22 protein-coding genes are annotated in these 24,616 nt (G+C 71.9%); 8 read left to right on the top strand and 14 right to left on the bottom strand.

Annotation, left to right across the window (positions count from 1 at the left end; translation table 11 throughout):
• Positions 1-27: 27 nt before the first annotated feature.
• Together ACFVGW_RS16090 and ACFVGW_RS16085 are read right to left on the bottom strand one after the other, a co-directional pair.
• Positions 28-654 (bottom strand): response regulator, encoded by a 627-nt coding sequence (locus ACFVGW_RS16090; protein WP_383225973.1) that lies wholly within the window; start codon positions 652-654, stop codon positions 28-30.
• 25 nt (positions 655-679) lie between these two features.
• Positions 680-1,810, bottom strand: a complete 1,131-nt coding sequence (locus ACFVGW_RS16085) for a sensor histidine kinase (RefSeq protein ID WP_385852488.1) — start codon at positions 1,808-1,810, stop codon at positions 680-682.
• 294 nt (positions 1,811-2,104) lie between these two features.
• Here ACFVGW_RS16085 and ACFVGW_RS16080 point away from each other — a divergent pair, with 294 nt between their 5' ends.
• Positions 2,105-2,647 carry a heme-binding protein gene (locus ACFVGW_RS16080; RefSeq protein ID WP_385852401.1) on the top strand — a complete coding sequence of 181 codons (543 nt, stop codon included), beginning with the start codon at positions 2,105-2,107 and terminating at the stop codon, positions 2,645-2,647.
• Positions 2,648-2,840: 193 nt separating this feature from the next.
• Positions 2,841-4,244: a M1 family metallopeptidase gene (locus ACFVGW_RS16075; protein WP_385852400.1), complete on the top strand. Its 1,404-nt coding sequence runs from the start codon at positions 2,841-2,843 to the stop codon at positions 4,242-4,244.
• Between the two features lie 63 nt (positions 4,245-4,307).
• Here ACFVGW_RS16075 and ACFVGW_RS16070 read toward each other — a convergent pair whose 3' ends face one another.
• From ACFVGW_RS16070 to ACFVGW_RS16055, 4 genes are all read right to left on the bottom strand, one after another.
• Positions 4,308-5,453, bottom strand: a complete 1,146-nt coding sequence (locus ACFVGW_RS16070) for an RNA polymerase sigma factor (protein ID WP_385852399.1) — start codon at positions 5,451-5,453, stop codon at positions 4,308-4,310.
• A gap of 8 nt (positions 5,454-5,461) precedes the next feature.
• Positions 5,462-5,869, bottom strand: coding sequence for a YciI family protein (locus ACFVGW_RS16065; protein ID WP_352190194.1), 408 nt, complete (start codon positions 5,867-5,869; stop codon positions 5,462-5,464).
• 42 nt (positions 5,870-5,911) lie between these two features.
• Positions 5,912-6,481: a GNAT family N-acetyltransferase gene (locus ACFVGW_RS16060; RefSeq protein ID WP_385852398.1), complete on the bottom strand. Its 570-nt coding sequence runs from the start codon at positions 6,479-6,481 to the stop codon at positions 5,912-5,914.
• 115 nt (positions 6,482-6,596) lie between these two features.
• A complete protein-coding gene (locus ACFVGW_RS16055; protein WP_352190192.1) occupies positions 6,597-7,172 on the bottom strand; it encodes a TerD family protein in 576 nt (191 codons plus the stop codon).
• A gap of 138 nt (positions 7,173-7,310) precedes the next feature.
• Between ACFVGW_RS16055 and arfB the strand changes: the two genes are divergently transcribed.
• Positions 7,311-7,748, top strand: a complete 438-nt coding sequence (gene arfB / locus ACFVGW_RS16050; protein WP_352190191.1) for an alternative ribosome rescue aminoacyl-tRNA hydrolase ArfB — start codon at positions 7,311-7,313, stop codon at positions 7,746-7,748.
• A 225-nt stretch (positions 7,749-7,973) separates the two neighbouring features.
• Here arfB and ACFVGW_RS16045 read toward each other — a convergent pair whose 3' ends face one another.
• Positions 7,974-8,540 carry a flavin reductase family protein gene (locus tag ACFVGW_RS16045; protein ID WP_385852397.1) on the bottom strand — a complete coding sequence of 189 codons (567 nt, stop codon included), beginning with the start codon at positions 8,538-8,540 and terminating at the stop codon, positions 7,974-7,976.
• Positions 8,541-8,875: 335 nt separating this feature from the next.
• On the opposite strand from ACFVGW_RS16045, the gene cdgB reads away from it, so the two are divergent.
• Both cdgB and ACFVGW_RS16035 read left to right on the top strand, forming a co-directional pair.
• The gene (gene cdgB, locus ACFVGW_RS16040) at positions 8,876-10,498 is read left to right on the top strand and encodes a diguanylate cyclase CdgB (protein ID WP_385852396.1); all 1,623 of its coding nucleotides are present in this window, start codon (positions 8,876-8,878) and stop codon (positions 10,496-10,498) included.
• Between the two features lie 107 nt (positions 10,499-10,605).
• Positions 10,606-11,574, top strand: coding sequence for a CBM35 domain-containing protein (locus ACFVGW_RS16035; RefSeq protein WP_383288882.1), 969 nt, complete (start codon positions 10,606-10,608; stop codon positions 11,572-11,574).
• 76 nt (positions 11,575-11,650) lie between these two features.
• Here the strand turns inward: ACFVGW_RS16035 and ACFVGW_RS16030 are convergent, their stop codons facing one another.
• The 5 genes from ACFVGW_RS16030 to ACFVGW_RS16010 all read right to left on the bottom strand — a co-directional run bounded on the left by ACFVGW_RS16030 (position 11,651) and on the right by ACFVGW_RS16010 (position 17,976).
• Positions 11,651-13,495, bottom strand: coding sequence for a glycosyltransferase (locus ACFVGW_RS16030; RefSeq protein ID WP_385852395.1), 1,845 nt, complete (start codon positions 13,493-13,495; stop codon positions 11,651-11,653).
• Positions 13,496-13,533: 38 nt separating this feature from the next.
• A complete protein-coding gene (locus ACFVGW_RS16025; RefSeq protein WP_352190186.1) occupies positions 13,534-14,679 on the bottom strand; it encodes a hypothetical protein in 1,146 nt (381 codons plus the stop codon).
• 162 nt (positions 14,680-14,841) lie between these two features.
• A complete protein-coding gene (locus ACFVGW_RS16020; RefSeq protein WP_385852394.1) occupies positions 14,842-15,768 on the bottom strand; it encodes a 1-phosphofructokinase family hexose kinase in 927 nt (308 codons plus the stop codon).
• A 124-nt stretch (positions 15,769-15,892) separates the two neighbouring features.
• On the bottom strand, positions 15,893-17,038 hold the full coding sequence (nagA, locus tag ACFVGW_RS16015) for an N-acetylglucosamine-6-phosphate deacetylase (RefSeq protein WP_383310710.1): 1,146 nt from the start codon (positions 17,036-17,038) through the stop codon (positions 15,893-15,895).
• Positions 17,038-17,976, bottom strand: a complete 939-nt coding sequence (locus ACFVGW_RS16010; RefSeq protein WP_383225950.1) for an ROK family protein — start codon at positions 17,974-17,976, stop codon at positions 17,038-17,040. The genes nagA and ACFVGW_RS16010 overlap by 1 nt, the downstream gene beginning before the upstream one ends.
• 209 nt (positions 17,977-18,185) lie before the next feature.
• Here ACFVGW_RS16010 and ACFVGW_RS16005 point away from each other — a divergent pair, with 209 nt between their 5' ends.
• Genes ACFVGW_RS16005 through otsB form a run of 3 tightly spaced genes read left to right on the top strand, consistent with a single transcriptional unit; the run spans position 18,186 to position 20,593 of the window.
• Positions 18,186-19,457 (top strand): extracellular solute-binding protein, encoded by a 1,272-nt coding sequence (locus tag ACFVGW_RS16005; RefSeq protein ID WP_385852393.1) that lies wholly within the window; start codon positions 18,186-18,188, stop codon positions 19,455-19,457.
• 12 nt (positions 19,458-19,469) lie between these two features.
• Positions 19,470-19,727, top strand: coding sequence for a DUF3263 domain-containing protein (locus tag ACFVGW_RS16000; RefSeq protein WP_383225945.1), 258 nt, complete (start codon positions 19,470-19,472; stop codon positions 19,725-19,727).
• 23 nt (positions 19,728-19,750) lie between these two features.
• Entirely contained in the window at positions 19,751-20,593 is an 843-nt protein-coding gene (otsB, locus tag ACFVGW_RS15995) for a trehalose-phosphatase (protein WP_385852392.1), read from the top strand.
• A 38-nt stretch (positions 20,594-20,631) separates the two neighbouring features.
• Here otsB and ACFVGW_RS15990 read toward each other — a convergent pair whose 3' ends face one another.
• Positions 20,632-22,947, bottom strand: a complete 2,316-nt coding sequence (locus ACFVGW_RS15990; RefSeq protein WP_385852391.1) for an immune inhibitor A domain-containing protein — start codon at positions 22,945-22,947, stop codon at positions 20,632-20,634.
• Between the two features lie 186 nt (positions 22,948-23,133).
• On the bottom strand, positions 23,134-24,573 hold the full coding sequence (locus ACFVGW_RS15985; RefSeq protein WP_385852390.1) for a trehalose-6-phosphate synthase: 1,440 nt from the start codon (positions 24,571-24,573) through the stop codon (positions 23,134-23,136).
• Between the last annotated feature and the right edge of the window lie 43 nt (positions 24,574-24,616).

Below are 24,616 nucleotides of genomic sequence, written 5' to 3'. Positions count from 1 at the left end.
ATAGAAAGGCAACGCAGAGTAGCAGCGTCAGGGGAGCAGGCGCTGCTCCTTCGCCACGGCGACGGCACCCGCACGGGTGTCCACGCCGAGCTTCGCGTAGATCCGTCCCAGATGGGTCTTCACGGTCGCCTCGCTGATGAAGAGCGCGCGGGCGATCTCGCGGTTGCCGAGCCCGTGGGCGAGCTGGCCGAGGATGTCCCGCTCGCGGTCGGTCAGGGTGGGACCGGCGGCGCCGCGCATCCGGTCCATGACACGGCTGGCGACCGGCGGGGAGAGGGTCGTACGGCCCTGGGCGGCGGAGTGGATCGCGGCGAAGAGCTCCTCGGGGCGCTCGGCCTTCAGGAGGTAGCCGGTCGCGCCCGCCTCGATGGCGCGGGTGATGTCGGCGTCCGTGTCGTAGGTGGTGAGGACCAGGACGTGCACGCCGGTCGCCGTCCCCGCGATCCGGCGGGTCGCCTCGACGCCGTCGATGCCGGGGCCGAGCTGGAGGTCCATCAGGACGACGTCCGGGCGCAGCTTGGCGGCCATCGCGACGGCCTCCTCGCCGCTGCCGGCCTCGCCGACGACCTCGATGTCGTCGGCGCTGCCGAGCAGGGCGAGCAGCCCGGCACGGACGACGGCGTGGTCGTCGCAGAGCAGGATCCGTACGGTCACGGCCGGCCTCCGGGTTCGTAGGCCTTCATCGGCCTGCCTCCAGGTTCGTGGGCAAGGGAATCGCGGCCGAGAGGACCGTCCCCTCGCCCGGGGTGGACTCCACCGTCAGGGTGCCGCCGAGCTGGCGCACCCGCGCCCGCATCGCGGGCAGGCCGTGGCCGCGCACACCCGCGCCGTCGCGCGCCGCGGAGAGGTCGAAGCCGCGTCCGTCGTCGGCGATGTCGAGGACGACCTGGTCGTCGAGGTACGTCAGGGTCAGCGCGGCGGAGGTGGCGCCCGCGTGCTCGCGGACGTTGGCGAGGGCGCCCTGCGCGATGCGCAGCAGCGCCGACTGGGCGCGCTCCGGCAGGGCGACCGGTGCCCCGTCGACCCGGAACGCGGCGGCCTCCCGCCCGGCCAGCATCCGCAGCGCCTCCTCCAGGCCGCCGCCCTCCGCGAGGTCGGCCGGGGCCAGGTCGTGGACGAAGCGGCGGGCCTCGGCGAGGTTGCGTTCGGCGATGGACTCGGCGGTACGGACATGGCGGCGCGCGGTCGACGGATCGCTGTCCCAGGTCCGTTCGGCGGCCTGGAGCAGCATCTGCTGGCTGGACAGGCCCTGCGCCAGGGTGTCGTGGATCTCCATCGACAGCCGCTGGCGTTCGGCGAGAGTGCCCTCGCGGCGCTCGATCGCGGCCAGCTCGCGGCGGGTCCGGATCAGGTCGTCGATCAGCGCCCGCTGCCGGTCCGCCTGCCGCTGCGCGTGGACGAAGACGGCGGTGGCGATCGCGGCGACGGCCGGCGGGGCGACGACGAGGTTGGGGTCGAAACCGTCGTCGGAGAGCTGGACCTGCGCGGTCACGACGAAGACGGTGAGGAGGGTGACGAGGACGAGGGCGGCCCGCGGCGGCAGCGTGCGCATGCCGGTGTAGAACAGCGGCACCGCGCACCACGCGAAGCTCGGCGCGAGGACCACCAGGAGCATCCAGACGGCGACGACCGTGACCAGCCAGGCGATCCGGCGCGGGGTGGGACGGGTGCCGAGCACGGGGCCCAGGAGGTACAGGGCGGCGAGCGCGCCGGAGAGGGCGACGATCCACGGGCTGCGGTCCTCCCACGGGTGCCGCAGCAGGAAGCGGGCCAGGGACGCGCCGAGGAGGAGGAAGAAGGCGAGGTGCATGACCCGCGCGAGCCAGCGCGAGTCCGGGTCCTCGTCCGGGTCCTGCGCCGTCACACGTACTCCTCTGACCGGGGGAGAAACCTTCTGACCTGGGGATACGTATCCATACTGGCCCAGGAGGACCAGAGGGGCATCAACCGATCGGCTGACACCCCCGTCGTCCATCATGCGCGACGGCGGCATCCGGTCCGTGGACCGTACGGGCCCGGATCCGGCCGGAGGATCGATGGCAGAGCGAACGAACGACCCGCCTCGAACCGAACCGACCACCGCCACAGCCTCAAGGAGCCCGTCATGAAGAAGAAGATCGTCTTCGGTGCCGCCACCGTCGCCATCGCCGCCGCCGGCACGTTCGGCGCCGTCTCCGCGAACGCCTCCGCCCCCGCCGCCGCGCCCGCCGTCGCCGCCAAGGCCGACGCGTCGAACAAGAACCTCCAGCAGACCACGCACCTGACGATCGAGGCCGCGACCGAGGCCGCGCAGGCCACCCTGGACGCCGCCGAGGACGAGAACCAGCGCATCACGGTCGCCGTCGTGGACCGCAACGGCAACACCATCGTGACCCTGCGCGGCGACGGTGCCGGCCCGCAGTCGTACGAGTCGGCCGAGCGCAAGGCGTTCACGGCGGTCTCCTGGAACGCCCCGACCTCGGAGCTGGCCAAGCGCCTCGCCCAGGCCCCGAACCTGAAGGACATCCCCGGCACCCTGTTCCTCGGCGGCGGCGTCCCGGTGACCGCCAAGGGCGCGCCGATCGCCGGCATCGGTGTCGCCGGTGCGCCGAGCGGCGACCTCGACGAGAAGTTCGCGCAGGCGGGCCTCGCGTCGCTCTCGCAGTGACCCCGGGAAGCAGCCTCGGGAGCACTCCGGGAAGCAACCCCGAGACGTAGCCCTTGGACGTAGCCCCGTGCGGCCGCGCGAACGCGCCCCGCACGGGACCGGTGCCGCCCGCATCCCCGTCGGGCGGCACCCGCGCCGTCACCCCGCCGAGCGGCACCGGAGCCGTACCCCTGCCTAAGATCGACTGGTGGACATGCGGAGCAGAGTCGGCCTGGCGGGAGCCCTCGCCGCGCTGCTCGTCCTCGGCGGTTGCACCGCGGCCGCGGACGACGGCGTCGACGTGGGCGGGGTGCGCGGTACGCCCGGCGCGGCCGGGCTGCGCGACCCGTACTTCCCCAAGCTCGGCAACGGCGGCTACGACGTCACCCACTACGCGCTCGACCTCCGCTACGAGCCCCGGCAGGGCCGGCTCGACGCCACGGCCATGATCACGGCCCGCGCCACGCAGGACCTCAGCGCCTTCAACCTCGACCTCGCCGGTCTCTCCGTCGCGTCGGCCTCCGTGAACGACGTCCCGGCCGCGGTCAACCGGGCCGGGAACGAGCTGACGCTCCGGCCCCGCGACGACATCGACAAGGGCGACGTGTTCCGCGCGAAGGTCACGTACGCCGGTGTGCCCCGGACGATCACGGACGCGGACGGCTCGCAGGAGGGCTGGCTGCGGACCGCCGACGGGGCGCTCGCGCTGGGTCAGCCGGCCGGCTCCATGGCCTGGTTCCCCGGCAACCACCACCCCTCCGACAAGGCGACGTACGACATCACGCTCACCGTCCCCGCCGGGACGCAGGCGATCTCCAACGGCGTACGGACCTCGGAGCGGACCGCGAACGGCCGGACGACGTCCGTCTGGCGCGTCGCCGAGCCGATGGCCAGCTATCTCGCGACCGTCGGTGTGGGCCGGTACGTGACGAAGGCCTCGGCGACCCCGTCCGGGCTGCCCGTGCTGACGGCCGCGGACCCGACCGTCGCCGCGAAGAGCGCGCCGCTGCTGGACCGCATCCCCGAGATCGTCGCCTGGCAGGAGGAGAACTTCGGCCCGTACCCCTTCTCCGCCACGGGCGCGATCGTCGAGCGGACCGGGGACGCGGGCTACGCGCTGGAGACCCAGACCCGGCCGGTCTTCCCGCAGGACGCGTTCACACCGGAGATCCTCGCCCACGAGCTGGCGCACCAGTGGTACGGCAACTCGGTCACGCCCGCGACCTGGCAGGACATCTGGCTCAGCGAGGGCTTCGCGGTGTACGCGGAGTGGCTGTACGCGGAGGACTTCGAGGACACCCCGGCGCAGCGCAGCTTCGACGCGGCGGTCGCCGTGGACGCCAACTGGGCCTTCCCGCCGGCCGAGCCGCCCGCGGCGGAGAACCTCTTCGACCCGCCCGTGTACCAGCGGGGCGCGATGGTGGTGCACAAGATCCGGCAGGCGGTCGGCGACGAGAAGTTCTTCGAGATCCTCGCCGGCTGGCCCGCGGCACACCGTCACGGCACCGCCTCCACCGCCGACTTCACGGCCTACGTGGAGGACGTGGCGGGTCGGGACCTCGACGACGAGGTGTGGGACGTGTGGCTGTACGGGAAGGGCCGGCCGGCCACGTCATGAGGGCGGCCCGGGCCGCGGCCGATGCGGCCCGCCCGGCCCGCCCGGCCCGCCCGTGCACTCCCGTCAGCGCTGCCCCTCGGCGTTGAGGCGGGCGGCCTGACGCGTCAGGTAGTCGCGTTCGGCGAGGTTCGGGGCCTTGCGGGCCGCGTCGGCGTACAGCCGCGCCGCCATCTCCCCGTCCCCGTCCCGCTCGTGCAGGTAGGCGGCGACCGCGGTGTGGCGCGGCAGGGAGTCGTCCAGCGTGGCGAGCGCCGCAAGCCCGGCGCGCGGTCCGTCGGCCTCGCCGACCGCCACCGCGCGGTTGAGCCGGACCACCGGACTGTCGGTCAGCCGGGCGAGCTCGTCGTACCACTCGACGATCTGCACCCAGTCCGTCTCCTCGGCGGTCGGCGCGTCCGCGTGGAGCGCCGCGACGGCGGCCTGGGCCTGGAACTCGCCGAGCCGGTCGCGGGCGAGGGCCGCCTGGAGGATCCGGACGCCCTCGGCGATCGCCCCGGTGTCCCATCGGCCGCGGTCCTGCTCGGCGAGCGGGACCAGGCTGCCGTCGGGTGCGGTCCGGGAGGCGCGCCGGGCGTGGTGGAGCAGCATCAGGGCGAGCAGCCCCGCCACTTCGGGATGGTCGATCACGTCCGCGAGCTGCCGGGTGAGCCGGATGGCCTCGGCGGCGAGGTCGACGTCGCCCGAGTAGCCCTCGTTGAAGACCAGGTAGAGGACGCGGAGCACGGTGGCGACATCGCCGGGCTGGTCGAACCGGACCCCGGAGACGGTGCGTTTGGCCCGGCTGATCCGCTGCGCCATCGTCGCTTCGGGCACCAGGTAGGCGTGGGCGATCTGGCGGGTGGTCAGCCCGCCGACGGCGCGAAGGGTGAGCGCGACCGCGGACGAGGGCGTCAGCGACGGGTGGGCGCACAGGAAGTAGAGCTGGAGCGTGTCGTCCACCGCGGGCGCGGGGCCGGGCGGCGGCTCCTCGTCGGCGCGGTCCTCACGGCGGCGGCGGGCGGCGTCGGCCCGGGTCGCGTCGAGGAACTTGCGCCAGGCCACGGTGACCAGCCAGCCCTTGGGGTCCCGGGGCCGGTCGGCCGGCCGGAGGCGGACGGCCTCGACCAGGGCGTCCTGGACGGCGTCCTCGGCCGCCGCGAAGTCGGCTCCGCGGCGGACGAGGATTCCGAGGACGCTCGGCGTGAGGCTCCTGAGCTGCGCCTCGTCCATCGGTGAGGTTACTCCGTGATGGTGGGTCGCACGCCGTAGAACGGCCGCAGTTCCAGCCACTCGTGGATCGGCTTCCCGCCCGCCCCGGGAGCGGCCGACAGCTCCCCGGCCAGTTCGACGGCACGGTCGTAGCTGTCGACGTCGATGATCATCCAGCCGGCGATGAGGTCCTTGGTCTCCGCGAACGGGCCGTCGGTGACCGGCGGGCGCCCCTCACCGTCGTACCGGACCCACGTCCCCTCGGGTGCGAGTGCCTGACCGTCGACGAACTCGCCGGACTTCTCCAGCCGGTCCGCGAAGTCCTGCATGTACTGCATGTGCGCCGAGATCTCCTCCGGCGTCCACTGGTCCATGGGGACGTCGTTCGCCGGAGCCGGGGCGCCACGGTAGTGCTTGAGCAGCAGGTACTTGGCCATGGTGGTTCTCCTCGGTGCTGATACGACCCATTGTGGTCGCGTTCACCCCGGGGACGGAGCAGGTTCCGCGTTCTCGACATCCCCGCCGGATTTTTTCGGACCGAGTTTTTTCCGGAGGACGACGCAGGGCCGGGCGTGGGCGCGGTCGGGCCTGCGCGCGGTCTCCTCGTAGCCGAGGGCGGTCCAGAACGCGAGGGCTTTCGGGTTGTCCTCCAGGACCGCGAGCCCGATTCCCGTGCGGCCCGCGGCGCGGAAGCGGTCCTCGACGGCGGCGGCGAGCCGGCGGCCGTGACCGGTGCGGTGGGCGCCGCCCTCGATCATCAGCAGGCCGAGCCAGGGGTCCGGGTCGGCCGGGTCGGGGTGGTGGGCGAGCGTGACGGCGATGCCCACGAGCCGGCCCTCGGAGCGGGCCAGCAGTACCTCGGTGCCGGGCTGCGCGAACTCGTCGGCGAGGGCGGCGGCGACCTGTTCGGGCCGGATGTCGTCGGGGTCGGGGAAGTCGCCGGTGAGTTCGTGGAACGCCCGGTTCGAGGCGTACAGCGCGGTGAGTTCGGTGAGCAGCGGGCCGGGGAGGGCGTGGGCCTCGGCCGGGGTGAGCGGTTCGACGATCACGCGGGCAAGGGTAGAGCCCCGGCGCGTTCGTCGCGCCGGGGCTCTCCATACGGACCTTGTGGCCGGCTTCGGCCGCGGGCTGGGCCGAGGCCGTCCTACCGCCGCCGTACGTACGTCAGAGGTTGACGCCGAAGTCGCGGGCGATGCCCTCGAGGCCCGAGGCGTAACCCTGACCGACCGCGCGGAACTTCCACTCCTGGCCGTTGCGGTACAGCTCGCCGAAGACCATCGCGGTCTCGACGGCGGCGTCCTCGGAGAGGTCGTAGCGGGCGATCTCGGCGCCGCCGGCCTGGTTGATGATGCGGATGTACGCGTTCCGGACCTGGCCGAAGTTCTGCGTGCGGTTGACCGCGTCGTAGATGGAGACCGGGAAGACGATCTTGTCCACGTTCGGGGGCAGCGCGGCGAGGTTCACGTTGATCTGCTCGTCGTCGCCGCCGCCCTCGCCGGTGCGGTTGTCACCGGTGTGGACGATGGTCTGGTCCGGCGTGGACTTGTTGTTGAAGAAGACGAAGTGCGCGTCGGAGGCGACCTTGCCGGCGGCGTCGACGCCGATGGCCGAGGCGTCGAGGTCGAAGTCCGTGCCGGTGGTCGTGCGGACGTCCCAGCCGAGGCCCACGGTGACGGCGGTCAGGCCCGGAGCCTCCTTCGTCAGGGAGACATTGCCGCCCTTGGACAGGCTTACAGCCATGGGATGTGCCTTTCTTCGTGACCTTCGTGATGTCGTCACACGGGATAACGCGGACGGTGCCCCGCCGGTTCCACGGTCCAGGACCGGTGTCGCCACGGTGCGAAAACAGGATGACGTGCGGGAGCCGGTCCGGGGAACATGGATGACATGTCCGGTCCCTATCTGATCCGCGGCTCCGTCTCCCTGCCCGAGGCCGAGCTCATGTGGCGTTTCTCGCGGTCGTCGGGGCCGGGTGGGCAGCACGTCAACACCAGTGACTCGCAGGTGGAGCTCCGTTTCGACCTGGCGTCGACGGAGGCGTTGCCCGAGGTCTGGAAGGCACGCGCCCTCGAACGGCTCGCCTCGCGGCTGGTCGGCGGGGTGGTGACCGTCCGCGCGTCGGAACACCGCTCGCAGTGGCGCAACCGTGAGACGGCGGCGGTGCGTCTCGCCGCGCTCCTCGCGGAGGCGACGGCTCCGCCGCCGAAGCCGCGCCGGGCGACGAAGATCCCGCGGGGGATCAACGAGCGCCGGCTGAGGGTGAAGAAGCAGCGCGCGGAGACGAAGCGCGGCCGCCAGGGCCGCGACTGGTCCTGACCGGGCGCTGACCGGGTCCTGACCGGGCCGACCGGCGGGAGATCGGGCACGACCGTGACCGGCCCTGACCGGGCCGACCGGGCCGACCGGGCCGACCGGCGGGGCTGACCCGCCCGCCCCGGTTCTTCGGGTGCCGGCCGGGTCCGGGGAGCCCGGCCCGCTCGCCGGCTTCGGCGGCGGGGGAGCCCCACGCGCCCGCCTCAGTGGTTCGAGGTGTCTTCGGGGTCAGGCCAAGTGCCGGTACTTGCCCCGGAAGTACGTCAGCGGGGAGTCCTGCGTCGCGCTCGGCACCGACGACGTCAGGACGCGGGCCACCACCAGGGTGTGGTCGCCCGCCACCACGCGGTTCTCCGTGCGGCATTCGAGCGTCGCCAGCGCGCCGGTCACCAGGAGCGCGCCGCTCTCCTCGCCCCGGGTGCACGGGATGTCCGCGAAGAGGAGGCGGTCGCTCACGCGGCCCTTCATCGCGAAACGGCCCGCGACGTGGCGCTGGTTCTCGGCGAGTACCGAGACCGCCCAGACCGGGACCTCCGCCAGCAGGTCGTCCATGCGGGAGCCGTTGCGCAGGCTGACCATGACCAGCGGCGGGTCCAGGGAGACCGAGAGGAACGCGGTCGCGGTCATCCCGACGTCCTCGCCGCGCGGGCCGTCGTCCGGGTCGTGGGCCGTCACCAGGACCACGCCCGCCGCGAGGCGGGACATCGCCGCCCGGAACTCGTCGTTGCTCACCCCCTCAGCATGGGGGATCGCCAGATCCGAGGTGGGGGGCGAGGTGAGGGTCGTCGTCAGCACATCCGCACGCTAGCTCCGCCCCGCGGGCCGTGGCATCGGGCCCCGGGACCAGACCGGGCACCCCCGCCGGTCCTAGGACCTCGGTCCCGGAGGGGTGACACGTGACCCCCTGCTGGTCGCCCGCCGTTCACTTTGCGTTCAGGAAGGGTGGGGGGCGGTTTCCGGCACCCCCTGGCACGCTTCCTCACGTCTTGTGACTTGAGTCACAGAGTGCAGTATTTGTTGACCCTGTGTACCGGGTGCAACGCTCGCTGTGATTCAGTGGCGGAGACAGTGCAGTACGAGAGCCGATGAGAACCCTGGAGTTGCTGTCGAGGTCTCGGGGAGAGCGAGCGATGGAGACCGAGTCGGAGCCGTACGTCCGTCTTGCGACCCTGCGGCAGCTGCATCAGGTCGTGGCCGACCTCAATACAGCCCGCAGTCTGGCGGACACCCTGCAGACCGTGGCCGACGGCATCGTCGCGGGCCTCAACTATGAGCTGGCCTGCGTCAACCTCGTACGCCCCGACGGAGATCTCGTCGTCGCCGCCTTCGCCGGCAGCCCCGCGGCCGAAGCGCTGATCACCGGCCGCGTCGGCTCCCGCGCGTCCTGGGAGCGCCGCCTTTCCATGGGTGTCGCCTGGGGTGACCTGCGGTTCATACCGCACACCGAGGGCTGGGTCCTCATCGAGGACGACGTCCCCCAGTGGCACACCGAAGGCCCCGCCCCGCGCTTCGAGGACGAGTGGCATCCGCACGACCGCCTCTACGCCCCGATGTATGCCTCCGGCTCCGGACGCGAGCTTCTCGGCGTCATCTCCGTCGACCGGCCCCGCAACGGCAGGCATCCCGGCCCCTGGGGTCAGGAGGCCCTGCAGATGTACGCCTCGCAGTCCGCGATTGCGATCAGCAACGCCCGGCTGCGAGCAAACATGCAGCGCGCCCTCGTCCGTCTGGAGCGGGAGCAGCAGGCACTGCGCGCCAGCGAAGAGTCGTTCCGCCAGGCCTTCGAGTACGCCCCCTCCGGCATGGCCATCGCCGAGATGGGCGGCGACCAGCACGGCCGCCTGCTGCGCACCAACGACGCCCTCTGCCGGCTCCTCGGCCGGCCCGCCTCCGTCATGCGCCGCTACTCCTTCGCCGACCTCGTCCACCCCGAGGACATCGGGACGCTGCTGCGCACCTCCGCCGAGGGCGGCCGCGCCGAGCTGCGGCTCGGCCGCCGCGACGGCACGTACGTCTGGGTCTCCCTGCGCAACTCGGTGGTCGCCGACACCGCCGACGGACCCCGCTTCCTCCTCACCCACGTCGAGGACATCGAGGAGCGCAAGCGTCACGAGCTGCAGCTCGCCCACCGCGCCTCCCACGACGCGCTCACCGGCCTGCCCAACAGCGCCGAGCTGCGCTCCCGGCTCAGCGCCCGGATCTGCGAGCGCCCGCACGCCACCCCCGAGACCGACTACGACGCCCCGTACGGGCACGAGCACGGCTTCGGCTTCGACGCGGGGCACGGCGCCGGCGGGCCGTACGACCACCACGTGCACTCCGTCGCGCCCGCCGGCGGGGAGATCGACGACGGCACGAAGGGGCTCGCGGTGCTCTTCTGCGACCTCGACGGCTTCAAGTCGATCAACGACCGTTTCGGGCACCACACCGGCGACGCGGTCCTCATCGAGGTGGCCCGGCGGCTCACCACCGGCGTACGGGACGGGGACACCGTCGCCCGTCTCGGCGGTGACGAGTTCGTCGTCCTCGCCGACGGCCTCGGCGCCGCCGACGCCGCGGACCTCGCCGTACGGCTCCGGAACGCGATCATTCCGCCGATCCGGGTCGACGGCCGGGCGGTCCGGGTCGGGGCGAGTTTCGGCATCGGCTGGGCCGAGTGCGGCATGACCGTCGAAGAGGTCCTGAACTCCGCCGACCAGCGGATGTACATCGAGAAGCGGTCGCGCGCCAAGGTCCACAGGCGCGCCGGATAGCGGCCCACGGCACCCCTCCTTGTCAAGGACCGGATCGCCGGCTTCCCCGTTCGGGGTAGGCTCGGCCGGTCGGCGACGGCTGGCGAGCATGGGATAGGAGTGACCGGATGGCTGCCGGTAACGACGGCGCGAACACGCCCGAGAACGACGATCCGTTCGGCTACCTGTACGCGGACGGCCAGGCGGCGGGCGCCCAGCCCCCGGGTCAGGCCGGTGGCTACGGCTACCCCGGACCGGCCGCGCAGCCGGGTGTCCCGCGAACCTCGTACAACCAGGTCAGAACGGTCGGCGAGCGCCAGTACGGCGGCCAGCAGCAGTACGGTCCGCCGCCCGGGCAGGTCCCGCAGCAGCCGGCGTACGGCCAGCCGCATCCGCAGTACGCGGCCCCCGAGACGTACCCGGGCAACCAGCAGACCCGGCAGTCGCCGATCCCGCCCCAGCGCGGCGGTGGCGGCGGCCGCGGCCCCAACACCCGGGGCCTGCTGATCGGCGCGATCGCGGTCGTCGCGGTGGTTGTGCTCGGAATCACGGCCGCCATCATCACCAACAAGGGCGGCGAGGAGACCGACGGCGGTGCCGCGGGCGGCAAGCCGACCGGCGGCGCCTCGCAGGCCACCCAGAGCCCGAGCGCCGAGCCCAGCCCCGACGACTCCCCGGCGGCCCTGCCGCAGCAGGACGCGGCGGTCCTCCAGCTCGGCGGCAGCGCGCACCTCGAGAAGACCATCAAGGGCGCGAAGGGTGCGGGCGGCACCTACGTGACCGGGTTCAACACCGTCGGTGCGTCCGCGACCTGGAAGACCGAGGTCCCCGAGGCCGGCACGTACAAGATCGAAGTGCGGTACTCGGTCCCGGCCAAGGACGCCAACGCCACCGTGACCGTCAACGGCAAGGCGAACACGAACGCGATGAACCTGAAGAACTTCATCGGTTCGTCGGACCCGAACCTGGAGAAGAACTGGCAGACCACCTGGTCGCAGGTCTCGCTCCAGAAGGGCCAGAACGAGATCAAGCTCTCCTGCGAGGCGGGCAACCAGTGCGACGTGATCCTCGACTGGGTCAAGATCAGTAACCTCTGAGCCGGTCGGCCCGTAGGCCGCCTGATACAGACACCCGGCGCCGGGTGGACGCGTGGTGCGTCCACCCGGCGCCGACTCACATGCCGACCCCGTCGGCGCGGGGGCTGGGCGGCGCCTGCTGGGGGCCGCCCCGTCCCGGAGCGCTCTCCCCGGCGCCAGGCGCGGGGGCCGAGCTACCGCGCCGCTCGGCGGCGCCGGGCTGCTTGTGCGTGAAGCCCGCCTGCCACGAGGGTGCCGAGTTGTCAGGAGCGGCGGGGGCGGGCCCGCTCCTCGGGGCGGGCTGGGTGTGCGTGAAACCCGCCTGCCACGCCGGCCGGGGCTGCTCCGGCGCCTGAGGCTGCGGTGCCGGGGCCTGCTGACCGGGGGTCTGCGGTGCCGGGGCCTGCTGGCCGGGGGTCTGTGGTGCCGGGGCCTGCTGGCCGGTGGTCTGTGGCGCCGGGGTCTGTGGTGCCGGGGTCTGCGGCCCGGGGGTACGGGGCCCGCCCCCCTGCGGCCCCGGAGGACCCTCTTGCCCTGGACCTTCCTGTCCCGGCCCTTCCTGCCCGGGGCCTTCCTGCCCAGGTCCCTGGCGCTGTTGTCCGACGGCGGCCTGCTGCGGCGCCTGTGGCGGCCCTTGCTCCGGTGCCTCGGGCCTGAGGACCTGCCCGTTCGGCCCCTGGACCGTGCGGGCCGCGTCCCGCTCCTGGGCGGTGACCATCATCTCGGGGCCGCGCTGCGGCAGCGGCGTCTGCTCCATGGTCGCCTGGACCAGGGCTTGCATGGCGTGGTCCCAGGAGTACTGCTGGAGTACTTCCCGCAGGTAGAGGGCATCGGCCTGACGCTGGGGGAGCTCCTGATGAAACTGGTTGATCGCGTGGAACCATGCCTTTGAACGGGGCTCGCCGTCGGTCGGCTCGGGCACCACGCACCGCTGGCCGATCTCCGCCGGCACCCGATCGGTGTCCTGAAAGAACATCGCGGCGCCGCTCTCCTCGTTGACCAGCACGGGGACACCATGGGCGAGCCCCTCGGCGGCCACCATGCCGTAACCCTCGTGCTTCGAAGGCATGATCACCGCGTGGGAACCCCTGATGTCGTCATTGAGCTCCTCAACATTGCTCGTGCGACCTTTGATTGTCACGTTTCCGCCGCTGAGGTCAGTGAGTTCCTCAATCGCCGCCGCCATTTCCTCGTCGCGTAGACCGCGGACGGTGAGATGGACGGAGACACCGGATGCGTTCAGCAGGGCCACTGCCCTGGCGGCGTCCTGTACGCCCTTAAGGGGGTCACCAGCCCGGCCCATGAGCAGGAGGTTCAGCCGCTCAGGAGCGGGGTCGTGCTGCACCGGATCGTAAATGCGGGTGCCCGGAATCACTTCATGGGAATGAGGAAGGTGTGCCCCCTCAGCGGAAAGCTGCCTGCTTGCTTCCGACAGGAGAGGCCCTACGCCGGCCACGACGTCCGCGCGGGCCATCGTTTCACGCTCGATCGCGGAATCTTGGGCGCCCTTTTCAATGGCCTCTTCGTGGGAAATTCCCTTGAAGAACGGTAGCCGTTCGGGGCTTGTGTGCAGGAAGTGCACCATGCGTGCGTCCTGGTACCAGTTCTCCCGCAGCTCGGCAGCGGCCGGTCCGGAGAAGCGCGAGTGCCCGATGATCATGTCGTAGGGCCGGCTCGCAGGGTCTTCCAGGCCGTGCGCCATGGGGTCCTGGCCGGCGACTTGCTTGATCCAGTCCCGCCCCTTCACACCCTCCGGGGGTTGGGTCGTCACCTCCCTCTGTATGCCTTCGTGCTCAGGCATTTCAGGGTTGGCCGTGAACAGCGTGACGTTGTGTCGGCGGGAGAGAGCCTCGGCCATCTGCTGGTTGAAGACCTCCACACCCCCGTAACCCCTGCCGCTGTTGTCCGACACGACGAGAATGTTGTACCGCTGGTCAGCCATCGATCCCCCGTTTTTCTTCGATCACCGCATGCCCCACGTCAGAATCCGTAGGTTTCCCGCAGTTCTCGGCCGATTCCCTCGTCGATGAATTCCGTCAGGTCGTAGGCGGAGAAGTGGATGATGCCGGATTCCGCGCCGGGGTGGATCCTGGCGGCGTACTCGTCGAGGATTTCCGCCAGGATTCCCGCGCGAACAGCGGAGATGGCGACGTGGTCCGGGTCGCCCTTTTCGCGGAAGATGCGTACCTCTCCAGGGTGGGGCGGCCTCGGCTTCCGTCCGAGCTCCGCGCTGCGCGCGAAGAACTTCGCCTTGTCTCCGGCAGGACGGGGAGCCGGCTGCCCCTCGGTCCAGCTCACCCCCGCAGCCGCGTGGACGCTCGGGTCGATCAGCTCGTGCTGCTCCCGCCAGAACACTCGCGACCGCCCGGCCAGAAGGTTCTGAACGTCCTGCGCGGCCCTTGTCGTAAAAGGACTTACCGAGGCATCGCCGGTTTCCCGCATGTACTCCAGGGTGGGCATATTGTCCGATGCGCGCTGGGCCGCTCGGAACAATGTGTCGTAGCGTGCCCGCAGGTCGTCAACGTCGGACGGCCGGTGGGACACCCGCGCTACGTCGACCGTCCCGACCGGGTGCGGGGTGGGGGTGTTCGCGCCCATCGCCGCCCGCAGCTCGTCGGCCGCCTCGTGCACCAGTCGGCTCAACTCCGTAGTGTCGCCGACGATCTTCAGCGCGGGCCGTCCCGGCTTCAGCCGGTGAACCAGGTCACCAAACGGCCCGGTCAGCGTCATCATGTGGCCTTCATGCATGACCACCGCCCGCCCTGGCACCAGGTAGTCGTCCAGATACGGCTCGCGCCGGGTCTCCCAGGGGCCCGGGTCCGCAGCCATACGGGCCTCCCACTCCGCCACCGCCTCAGCGAAGGTGATCGGCCGGTCTACAGGCCCGGCGGCACGCCGGGAGATCAGATGACGGGCCGGATCCGACGGGTCCCCCGCCTGCGGAGCGGGACCCTCAGAGGCGGACAGCGCCGCCTCCAACTCCCGCCATGCCGCGCGGCGCTCCTCCGACCACCGCCCACCCGGACTGTCCAGGCGCCACACGGGACGCTCTTCCTGCGACATCATCCGAGACGCCGCCGAATAGATCAGGTCGTACGCATCGGCAAGTTCCAGTTGGCCGCTCATCTCGACTCTCCCTCGCGATCGATCAACTCACCCACATCCTCACATCGCGCATGTGGTCCGATCATCATCGTTTGTGAAGGTGTCCTCCTGGCACCCCGTCAGAAGGACGGCAGCCGTGAGCTCGCCGCCGGACCTTTCGGTCCCGCGGGGCCTCTCGCGTCGTCACGCCGCTGCCGGCTGCTCCGTCACCGTCACCCGGGTCAGCAGTTCCTCGTACGCGCCCCGGTCGAACTCGCCCGCCACCGGGGAGAGGACCGTCGCCGCCGAGAGGGCGACCGCGTGGGTCAGGCGGTCCGGCCAGGGGAGGCGGTCGACCAGGCCGGCGAGGAGGCCCGCGACGGCCGAGTCTCCGGCGCCCGTCGGGTTGCCCTTCACCGCGGCCGGCGGGGCCGCGTGCCAGAGGCCGTCGGGGGTCGCGGCCAGCATGCCCTGGGGACCCAGCGAGGAGACCACCGCGTGCGCGCCGCGGCGGCGGGCGTCGCGGGTGGCGCGGTGCGGTTCGCGGGAGCCGGTGAGCTGCGCCAGCTCGTCCGCGTTCGGCTTGACCACGTCGGGGCGGGCGGCGATGCCGCGCCGCAGGGGCTCGCCGCTGGTGTCGAGGAGGACCGGGACGCCGGCGGCGCGGGCGAGCCGGATCAGCTCCGCGTACGCGCCGACGTGGATGCCGGGCGGGAGGCTGCCGCAGAGGGCCACCGCGGAGGCGCCGGCGAGGAGGCCGGTGTAACGGGTCGTGAGGGTCGTCCACTCGGCGGGGGTGATGGCCGGGCCCGGCTCGTTCAGCTGGGTGGTGTCGCCGGTCGTGGTGTCGGCGATCGCGACGGTACGGCGGGTGTGTCCGGCGATCGGGACCAGCTCGTCTCGGACGGGGGTCGCCGTCAGGTGGCCGCGCAGGATCTCGCCGGTGGAGCCGCCCGCGAAGCCGGTCACCACCGTCTCGTGGCCGAGCGCCGCGAGGACGCGGGCGACGTTGAGGCCCTTGCCGCCGGGGCGTTCGATCACCTGCGTCACGCGGTGGGAGGCGTGCGGGGTGAGGGCGGGGACGCGGTACGTGAGGTCCAGCGCCGTGTTGAGGGTGACCGTGAGAATCACCTGCCGTACCCCCGTAGCCCGTCGAAAGTTCTTGGAACAGCCGTAGAACGCGCCACGATCATGCCAAACGGAAGGCGGTTGGCCCAGTCCCCGGACCAACCGCCGTACCGCTGATGGGGCGATATCACGCCAGGTCGGGTTCAACCACCCAAGCGCCCTTGCGCATCACGCCCTTGACGTCGAAGGCGGCGTCGAGGACGACGAGGTCGGCGTCCTTGCCGGGTTCCAGCGAGCCGACCCGGTCGTCGATGCCGAGCACCCGGGCCGGGTTGGCGGAGATGGCCTGGACGACGGACTCGACGGGCAGCCCGTCGACGGTCGCCGCCCGCTTGAACGCGCGGTCCAGGGTGAGGGTCGAGCCCGCGATGGAGCCGCCCTCGACGAGCCGGGCGACGCTGTCCTTCACCTCGACGGCCAGCGGCCCGAGCATGTACCGGCCGTCGCCGAAGCCCGCCGCGTCCATGGCGTCCGTGATGAACGCGACGCGCCGCGGCCCGGCGTGATGGAACGCCAGCTCCAGTGCGGCCGGGTGCAGATGGGTGCCGTCGTTGATCAGCTCGACCGTGATCCGCTCGTCCTCCAGGAGCGCGGCGATCGGGCCGGGGGCGCGGTGGCCGAGGGCGGGCATCGCGTTGTAGAGGTGGGTCGCCACGGTGGCGCCCGCGTCGATGGCCTCGACGGTCTGCTCGTACGTGGCGTCGGTGTGGCCGATCGCGGCGACCACGCCGTGTTCGGCGAGCAGGCGTACGGAGTCGATGCCGCCGGGCAGTTCGGTGGCGAGGGTGACCATCCTGGCCTGGCCGCGGGCGGCGTCGATGAGCTTGCGGACGTCGGCCGGGTCGGGGTCGCGCAGCAGCGTCTCGTCGTGCGCGCCCTTGCGGCAGGGGGCGATGAACGGGCCCTCGAAGTGGATGCCCGCGATCTCGCCCTGCTCGGCGAGTTCCGAGAGCAGCCCGGCGCGGGTGCTCAGGAAGTCCATCTCGCCGGTCACGAAGGAGGCGACGACGGTGGTGGTGCCGTGCAGCCGGTGGGTGTGGACGCCGGTGAGGATCTCGTCCACGGTGCCGGAGGTGAACGAGGCGCCGCCGCCGCCGTGGTTGTGCATGTCGACGAAGCCGGGGACGACCCAATGGCCGGTGAGGTCGAGCGCGGGCGCGTCGGCGGGCGCGGCGCCCGCGATACGACCGCCGTCGACGATCACCCGTCCGTTCTCGACGATGCCGGTCGGCAGCACCACGCGGGCACCGGCGAGAACTGTGGAAACGGCCATCAGGCGGATACCTCCGAGTCGAGGGAGAGAAGATCCCAGGCGAGGAGGCCCGCGCCCAGGCATCCGGCGGTGTCCCCGAGTGCCGCGGGGACGACGGCGGGCAGTTTCTGGAACGTGACGCGTTCCTCCACGGCGGCCCTCAGTGGTGTGAACAAGGTTTCCCCGGCCTCGGCGAGACCGCCACCGATGATGAGCGTGCGGGGGTCCAGCAGGGTGAGCGCGGTGACCAGGCCGTCGGCGAGCGCGTCGACGGCGTCCTGCCAGATCTGCACGGCCCTGGCGTCGCCGGACTCGACGGCCTTGGCGCAGTCGGCGGCGTCGGCGTCGGGGTCGCCGGAGGCGGCGGCCCAGGCGAGGGAGACGGCGGAGGCGGAGGCGTACCGCTCCAGGCAGCCGCGCTGGCCGCAGCCGCACTCGGTGCCGCCGGGGCGGACGACGATGTGGCCGATCTCGCCGGCGTAGCCGTGGGCGCCGGCTTCGATGACACCGCCGATGCCGATGGCGCCGGCGATCCCGGTGCCGAGCGGTACGAAGAGGAAGCGGTCGGCGCCGTTCCCGGCGCCGATCCGGCCCTCGGCGAGGCCGCCGGTGCGGACGTCGTGGCCGAGGGCGACCGGGATGCCGTCGAGGCGCTCGCTGAGCTGGGCGCGCATCGGGACGTCGCGCCAGCCGAGGTTGGCGGCGTAGACGGCGATGCCGTTCTCGGCGTCGACGATGCCGGGGACGGCGACTCCGGCGGCCGCGGCGGGCTCGCCGTACCGCTCCAGTCCGTAGGCGCGCAGCTCGGCGGCGAAGCCGAGGATCGTCTCGACGACGGCCTCGGGGCCGCGCTCGCGCCCGGTGGCGCGCCGGGCCTCGTGGAGCAGGGTGCCGTCCGCGCCGACGAGGGCGGCCTTCATGCCGGTGCCGCCCACATCGAGGGCGATGACGTGTCTCACGGGAACAGTCTCGCGTGTGCAGGGCCGAAAGGTCTAGTCCACTGGCCGATATTGTTGCGCAGGGATACAAATCCGGGTGGCGGCCGCCCGGGCGCGGCTTCACCGGGTCTGCACCCGATCCCGAAGACCTACCCAAGTGGTGTAGACCTTATGCTTCCTCTTCTGTGAAAATCACAGCTCAACGACGAGCACGAGGGTGGGGCGACGCTGTGCAGCGGCGATTTCTTGGACTGACCGCGACGTTCGCCGCGCTGGGCATGACCGCGGGGCTCTCCGGCTGCGGTCTCACCGGTGGCGACTCCGGCGACGTGACCCTGAAGCTGGTCGCGGCCGACTACGACCTGACCGGTGGCGACACCACCAAGAAGTACTGGGACCAGCTCACGGCCGCCTACGAGGCCGAGCACCCCGGAGTCCAGGTCGAAGTCCAGATCGAGTCCTGGAACGACGTCGACCGCAAGGTCGCCGAGATGGTCAAGGCCGGCCAGGCCCCCGACATCGCCCAGATCGGCGCCTACGCCGACTACGCGGCGGCCGACGAGCTCTACTCCGCCGACGAGCTGCTCTCCATACCCGTCCAGGCCAACTTCCAGGCCCCCCTCGCCTCCGCCGGCGAGCACAAGCGCACCCAGTACGGCCTGCCCTTCGTCGCCTCCACGCGGCTGCTCTTCTACAACGAGGACCTCTTCGAGCGGGCCGGCATCAGCAAGCCGCCGACCACCTGGGGCGAGCTGGCCGCCGCCGCGCAGAAGCTCAAGGCCAAGGACGTCACCTACCCCTTCGCGCTGCCGCTCGGTCCGGAGGAGGCCCAGGCCGAGACGATGATGTGGCTGCTCAGCGGCGGCGACGGCTACACCGACGGCACCGACCGCTACCGGATCGACTCCGAGCAGAACGTCGAGACCTTCGACTGGCTGAAGACGAACCTGGTCCAGAAGAAGCTCACCGGCCCCGTCGCCCCCGGCAAGCTCAACCGCAAGGACGCCTTCGCCGCCTTCTCGCGCGGTGAGGTCGGCATGCTCAACGGCCACCCCTCGCTGATGCAGGAGGCCGAGAAGAAGGGCGTGAAGGTCGGCAAGGTCGCGCTGCCCGGCGCGAACGGCAAGTCCAAGGCGTCCATGGGCGTCGCCGACTGGATCATGGGCTTCAAGCAGAACGGCCACCGCGAGGAGATCGGCGACTTCCTCGACTTCGTCTTCAGCGACGAGAACGTGCTGAAGTTCGCGGGCGACAACGACCTGCTGCCGGTGACCGTCAGCGCGTTCTCCCGGATGGAGAGCGACGAGGAGCACAAGAACCTGCGTGAGTTCCTGACGGAGCTGCCGAATTCGCAGCTCCCGCCGGTCGGCAAGACCTCCTGGGCCCAGGTCAGCGACCTCGTCAAGCAGAACATCGGCAAGGCCGTCACCCCGGGGGCGAAGCCCTCCGACGTGCTGGGCGAGATCGCACGAGCGGCGACGGCGGCCGAGGGCGCGGAGTAATAGGTTGGTCGTATGACCGACACGAGCGACTCCGGACCCGGCGACGAGGGGCTCGGGGAGCGGGAGCGGGCCGTGCTCGCCGTCGAGCGCCGCTCCTGGCCCGGCCCCGGCGCCAAGGAGCGGGCCGTCCGCGAGCAGCTCGGCCTCTCCGCGACCCGCTACTACCAGCTCCTCAACGCCCTCCTCGACGACCCGCGCGCTCTCAGGCACGACCCGGTGACCGTCAACCGGCTGCGCCGGGTCCGTGCCGAGAAGGAGCAGCGCCGGTGAGCCCGCGTCGGTAGGGTCGTCGTATGGTCAGCAGCCTTCCGCACCCGACCACATCCGCAGGCCGCGACGGTCTGGCCGCGCTTCTCGCGCGGCCGGAGAAGGCCGTCGTCGCCCTCGACTTCGACGGGACGCTCGCCGAGATCGTCCCCGACCCCGAACAGGCCCGCGCCCACCCCGGCGCCGTCCCCGCGCTCGCCGCCCTCGCCCCGCGGATCGCCTCGGTGGCGGTGGTGACCGGTCGTCCGGCGGGGGTGGCGGTACGGTACGGCGGCTTCGCCGGCGTCCCCGGCCTCGACCACCTCGTGGTCCTCGGCCACTACGGCGCGGAGCGCTGGGACGCGGTCACCGGTACCGTCCAGGCCTCCGCCGTGCACCCCGGCGTGGCGTCCGTACGCGCCGAACTCCCCGGCTTCCTCGACGGCGTGGGCGCCTGGCCGGGCACCTGGATCGAGGAGAAGGGCCGCGCGGTCGCCGTCCACACCCGCCGCTCGGCCGACCCCCAGGCGGCCTTCGAGGCCCTCAAGGCCCCGCTCGCCGACCTCGCCACCCGCCACGGCCTGGTCCTCGAACCCGGCCGCATGGTCCTCGAACTGCGCCCTCCCGGCATGGACAAGGGCGTGGCGCTCGCGGAGTACGTACGGGAGGTGGGCGCCGGGTCCGTCCTGTACGCGGGTGACGACCTGGGCGACCTGCCGGCCTTCGCGGCCGTGGAGAAGCTCCGCTCGAACGGCACCCCGGGGCTGCTGGTCTGCAGCGGCTCGACGGAGGTCCAGGAACTCGCGGACCGCGCCGACCTCTCGGTGGCCGGGCCGGAGGGCGTGGTGCGGTTCCTGACGGACCTGGCGGAGGCGGTACGGGAGGCCTGACCCCCGCACCGCCTCCGCGAGGCTGTGCGCGCCGTGTGTCAGTGCGCGGCCGGGTTGACCACGCTGATCGTCAGGTCGTCACCGGCGTCGCCGGTGACCGTGACCTTCACGCCGTGGCCCGCGACCTTGACGCTGGCCTGCGGGGCGGCCGTGTCGTAGTACGCGTTCGGGTCCGTGTCGTCGAAGACCGCGATGCCCGGGACCGACGGCGCGCACGCCGCCAGGGTCGCGACCGTCTGGCTCTTGCCCTTGCCCGTCAGGGCCTCCTTGTGGAGGCAGGTCGCGTCCGTGGCCTCCAGGCCGAAGGTCGCGTCGAAGGGCTGGCGGCGGTTGCTGGGGGCGGTGCCGTCGGCGAACCCGAACGGCGTCGGACGGGCGTCCACCACCATGGCCTGGCCGCCGCCCGGGTGCGAGCTGACGTTGTTGTCGTCGTAGGACCGGTCCACGTACCAGACCAGCATGCCGTTCTGGTACCGGAAGAACTCCACCCAGTCGGGTGCCGTGACGCCCTTGCTGAACTGGTAGGGGCCTTCGGCCAGGAGCGCGTCGCTGCCGACGTACTCGCGGTTCTCCACCAGGTAGTAGCGCGGGTACGTGGCCGTCTCCGTACCGGTCGAGATCTTCCAGCGGCCGTCGGCGGTCCAGCCGCCCACGCCCTGCTCGACATCGTCGCTCGCCAGCGTCGTCCCGCCGGCGGAGAGCGAGATGTCGTCCAGGAACGCGCCGGCGAAGTGGACACCGCCGTCCGTCTGGTAGCGGAAGCGGAAGAGCGAGGCCTTGCCCTGGGAGTCGTACGCGTACCGCAGCGTCGTCCACCTGCCGGCGGAGGAGCCGTCGACGGCCGCTCCGGCGCGGGCCCACGTCGTGCCGCCGTCGAGGGAGTACTCGGCGAAGAGGTAGTCGAAGTCGGCCTCGATCTCGTACCAGGCGCTCGCCTTGACGGTGACGCGCGAGGCGGCCGGGACGGGCCGGGTGAGGGACTGGTTCAGGCCGTCGGCCGAGCCGGTCCACCAGGCGTGCGTGCCCGAGACGGGGGTGGCGTAGCCCGTGCTGCTCGTCCTGTCCGGGAGCGCGACGCGGACCGCCTGCTCCTTGCCCGTGACCTGGAGCTGCGCCGGGTTCAGGGTGTACGAGCCGGAGGTGCCGAGCTCGGCGTTCGCGTGGTCGAGCCACCCGAGGAACAGCTTCTCCTCGGCGCCCATCAGACCCGGGTGGGTGCCGATGCCGGCGTTGGCGGAGGCGCCGTGGCTGAGCCAGGAACCGGAGCTCATCAGCGTCCAGAAGGCGGTGGAGTTCTCGCCGCCGTCGGTGTCGTAGTAGTCCGGCAGACCGAGGTCGTGGCCGAACTCGTGGCAGAAGACGCCGAGTCCGCCGTTCTCGCCCTCGGTGGTGTAGTCGCCCAGCCAGTACTTCGACTGGCCGATCCGGGCGCCGCCCGCCTTGTTCTGGGTGCCGGCGACGTCCGGGCCCGTCAGGCCGAAGTCGTCACCGTTGACGTACCAGCGGTGCGACCAGATGGCGTCCTCGCCCTGTGCGCCGCCGCCCGCGTCCTCGCCCATGCCGGCGTGGACGGCCTGGAAGTGGTCGATGTAGCCGTCGGCCTCGTCGAAGTCGCCGTCGTGGTCCCAGTCGTTGCGGTCCCAGACGTCGAACCGGGCGAGGTACGCGTCGATCTCGGCCGGGGTCTGGCCCGCCGCGATCCGGGCGTTCCACCAGGCGTCGCCGGTGTCCTGGACGAAGGCCCACGAGCCGCCGGTGTCCTCGACGGCGTTGTCGCCGTAGAGGGAGGCGTTGCCGGGGACCTTGACCCAGTCCTCGACGGTGTTGGTGACCGAGTAGCGGCCGCCCGAGAGCTTCTCGTAGTACGTCTTCATCGACTCGCCGGAGCCGTTGAAGAGGTTCTCGTAGTACGCCTTGTCGAAATCAGCCGTCCAGGCGTTGGAGTTGTCCACGCTCCGGTCCGGCCGGGGTATCTCGTTGTGGAGCGGGCCGGGGACCGTGCCGTACTTCCCGGCGGCCTGGTCGCCGAACTCGGAGAGGATGGTGAAGATCTTCTCCTCGCGGACGGCCGTGGTGGTCGTGGTCTCGACGAACTTGCCGGGTGCGACCTCGACCACCCCGCGGGCGTTCGCCTTGGCCTTCCCCTTGGCGATCTTGTCGATCGCCTGCTTGCGCAGCTCGGTGCGCTGCTTGGTGAGCGGTCCGGGACGGTTGTCGGACCGGGGCGCGGAGGCCGTCCCCGAGGCTTCCGACGACGTGTCCTGGAGCTCCTGCGCCACGGCGGGCTGTAGCCCCGTGGCGAGGAGCGCGGTGAGCGCCGACCCGATGGTCATGCCCACGACAAATCTCTTCACGTCTGCGATCCCTTCGCATGCATGCATCGCATGGTTCGCGTGGTTCTCTTTGTCGCCTGTGGATCGCCTGGGGGAACGATCGCGGCAGAGTCTGACACGAAAGGAGTCGCTGCGAGGAGGGGTCGATCGCGGAAAATCCACCGCCGCGTTCCGGTTCTCACCGGACCGCGGTCAGGGGCGCACGGGTCAGGCCCGACGCAGGGCGTCCAGCTGGTCCAGGAACCACCGCTGCGGCGGCAGCGCCGTCGCGGCGGCGGCCAGGCGCTTCGAACGGTCCGCGCGTTCGGCGGGGGGCATCGTCAGCGCGCGGTGCAGGGCGCGGGCGGTCTCCGAGACGTCGAACGGATTGACCGTCAGGGCGTCCTCGCGCAGCTCGTCGTAGGCGCCGGCGCCCGTGGAGAGCACCAGCGCGCACCCCGCCTCCGAGACCACCGGGATCTCCTTGGCCACCAGGTTCATCCCGTCGCGTACGGGATTGATCAGCGCCACGTCCGCCAGCCGGTACGCCGCGAGGGAGCGCGGGAAGTCGTCCTTCACCGACAGCAGCACCGGCTGCCAGTCGTCCGTGCCGAACTCGGTGTTGATCTCCTCCGCGAGCCGGGCGACCGCCGCCGTGTAGGAGCGGTAGACCTCCAGGTCCTGGCGGGAGGGGTACGCCGAAGCCAGGTGGACGACCCTGCCCCGCCACTCCGGGCGCTCGCGGAGCAGCTCCCGGTACGCCAGCAGGCCGCGGGCGATGTTCTTCGACAACTCCGTGCGGTCCACCCGCACGATCGTCCTCCGGTCGCCGATCTCGGCCCGCAGCGCGGCCAGCCGGTCGTCGACCTCCGGAGTGTGGGCGAGGGAGCGGAGGTCGTCGCCGTCCACGCCCAGCGGGAAGACGTGCACCCTGGTGCGCCGCGGCTCGCCGCCCGCCCTGCGGTGCTCCACCCCGCGCCAGGGGTCCTCGTCCCGCCAGACGCCGACGGCCTCGCCCTGCTCGCCGCCGAGGTGCGCCCCGTCGATGAAGGCCCGCGCCCATCCCCAGGTGTGGAAACCGAGCTCGTCCGCGCCGAGCATCCCCCACAGAAGCTCCTCGCGGACGTCCTCGGGCAGCATCCGCATGTACTCCGGAGACGCCCACGGCGTGTGCGTGAAGTGGCCGATCCGCAGGTCCGGCCGCAGCTCGCGGAGCTGCCCGGGGACCAGCGCCAGGTGGTAGTCCTGCACCAGGACCGCCGCGCCCTCGCCGGCCCGGGCCGCCAGCTCCTCGGCGAAGGCCCGGTTGTACGCGCGGTACGACTCCCAGCGCCGCCGGAACTCCACGTCGAAGACCGGCTCGTGGGGCACGTCGTACAGATGGTGGTGGAGGAACCACAGCACCGAGTTCGCGATCCCGTTGTACGCGTCGGCGTACACCTCCGGGGCGATGCCCAGCATGCGCACGCCGGGCTCGGTCACCCCGCGCCGCACCGCCTCGCGGTCGCCTTCTCCGAGCGCCGCGCACACCCACACGCTGTCCTCGGAGGACACCGCGCTCAGCCCGGAGACGAGACCGCCCCCGCCGCGCCGGGCGGTGAGCGCGCCGTCGGAGGCGAGGGCGTACGAGACCGGACCCCGGTTGGACGCCACGAGCACAGAAACCATGTCGCGAACCTAGCCCGTCACGTAAACGCTCAAACGTACGTAT

Source organism: Streptomyces sp. NPDC127129 (assembly GCF_042671585.1).
GTDB lineage: Bacteria > Actinomycetota > Actinomycetes > Streptomycetales > Streptomycetaceae > Streptomyces.
Note: the sequence above shows the minus strand (reverse complement) of the source record. Positions and strands in the feature narration are given on the sequence as shown.

Excerpts from the sequence above, each read along its gene's own strand:
- ACFVGW_RS16025 (WP_352190186.1), bottom strand. The coding sequence starts at position 14,679 with ATGAGCGGCCAACTGGAACTTGCCGATGCGTACGACCTGATCTATTCG.
- ACFVGW_RS16000 (WP_383225945.1), top strand. The coding sequence starts at position 19,470 with ATGACCGACACGAGCGACTCCGGACCCGGCGACGAGGGGCTCGGGGAG.
- ACFVGW_RS16075 (WP_385852400.1), top strand. The coding sequence starts at position 2,841 with ATGCGGAGCAGAGTCGGCCTGGCGGGAGCCCTCGCCGCGCTGCTCGTC.
- otsB (WP_385852392.1), top strand. The coding sequence starts at position 19,751 with ATGGTCAGCAGCCTTCCGCACCCGACCACATCCGCAGGCCGCGACGGT.
- ACFVGW_RS16070 (WP_385852399.1), bottom strand. The coding sequence starts at position 5,453 with ATGGACGAGGCGCAGCTCAGGAGCCTCACGCCGAGCGTCCTCGGAATC.
- ACFVGW_RS16065 (WP_352190194.1), bottom strand. The coding sequence starts at position 5,869 with ATGGCCAAGTACCTGCTGCTCAAGCACTACCGTGGCGCCCCGGCTCCG.
- ACFVGW_RS15985 (WP_385852390.1), bottom strand. The coding sequence starts at position 24,573 with ATGGTTTCTGTGCTCGTGGCGTCCAACCGGGGTCCGGTCTCGTACGCC.
- nagA (WP_383310710.1), bottom strand. The coding sequence starts at position 17,038 with ATGGCCGTTTCCACAGTTCTCGCCGGTGCCCGCGTGGTGCTGCCGACC.
- ACFVGW_RS16085 (WP_385852488.1), bottom strand. The coding sequence starts at position 1,810 with ATGCACCTCGCCTTCTTCCTCCTCCTCGGCGCGTCCCTGGCCCGCTTC.
- cdgB (WP_385852396.1), top strand. The coding sequence starts at position 8,876 with ATGGAGACCGAGTCGGAGCCGTACGTCCGTCTTGCGACCCTGCGGCAG.
- ACFVGW_RS16035 (WP_383288882.1), top strand. The coding sequence starts at position 10,606 with ATGGCTGCCGGTAACGACGGCGCGAACACGCCCGAGAACGACGATCCG.
- arfB (WP_352190191.1), top strand. The coding sequence starts at position 7,311 with ATGGATGACATGTCCGGTCCCTATCTGATCCGCGGCTCCGTCTCCCTG.
- ACFVGW_RS16080 (WP_385852401.1), top strand. The coding sequence starts at position 2,105 with ATGAAGAAGAAGATCGTCTTCGGTGCCGCCACCGTCGCCATCGCCGCC.
- ACFVGW_RS16055 (WP_352190192.1), bottom strand. The coding sequence starts at position 7,172 with ATGGCTGTAAGCCTGTCCAAGGGCGGCAATGTCTCCCTGACGAAGGAG.
- ACFVGW_RS16030 (WP_385852395.1), bottom strand. The coding sequence starts at position 13,495 with ATGGCTGACCAGCGGTACAACATTCTCGTCGTGTCGGACAACAGCGGC.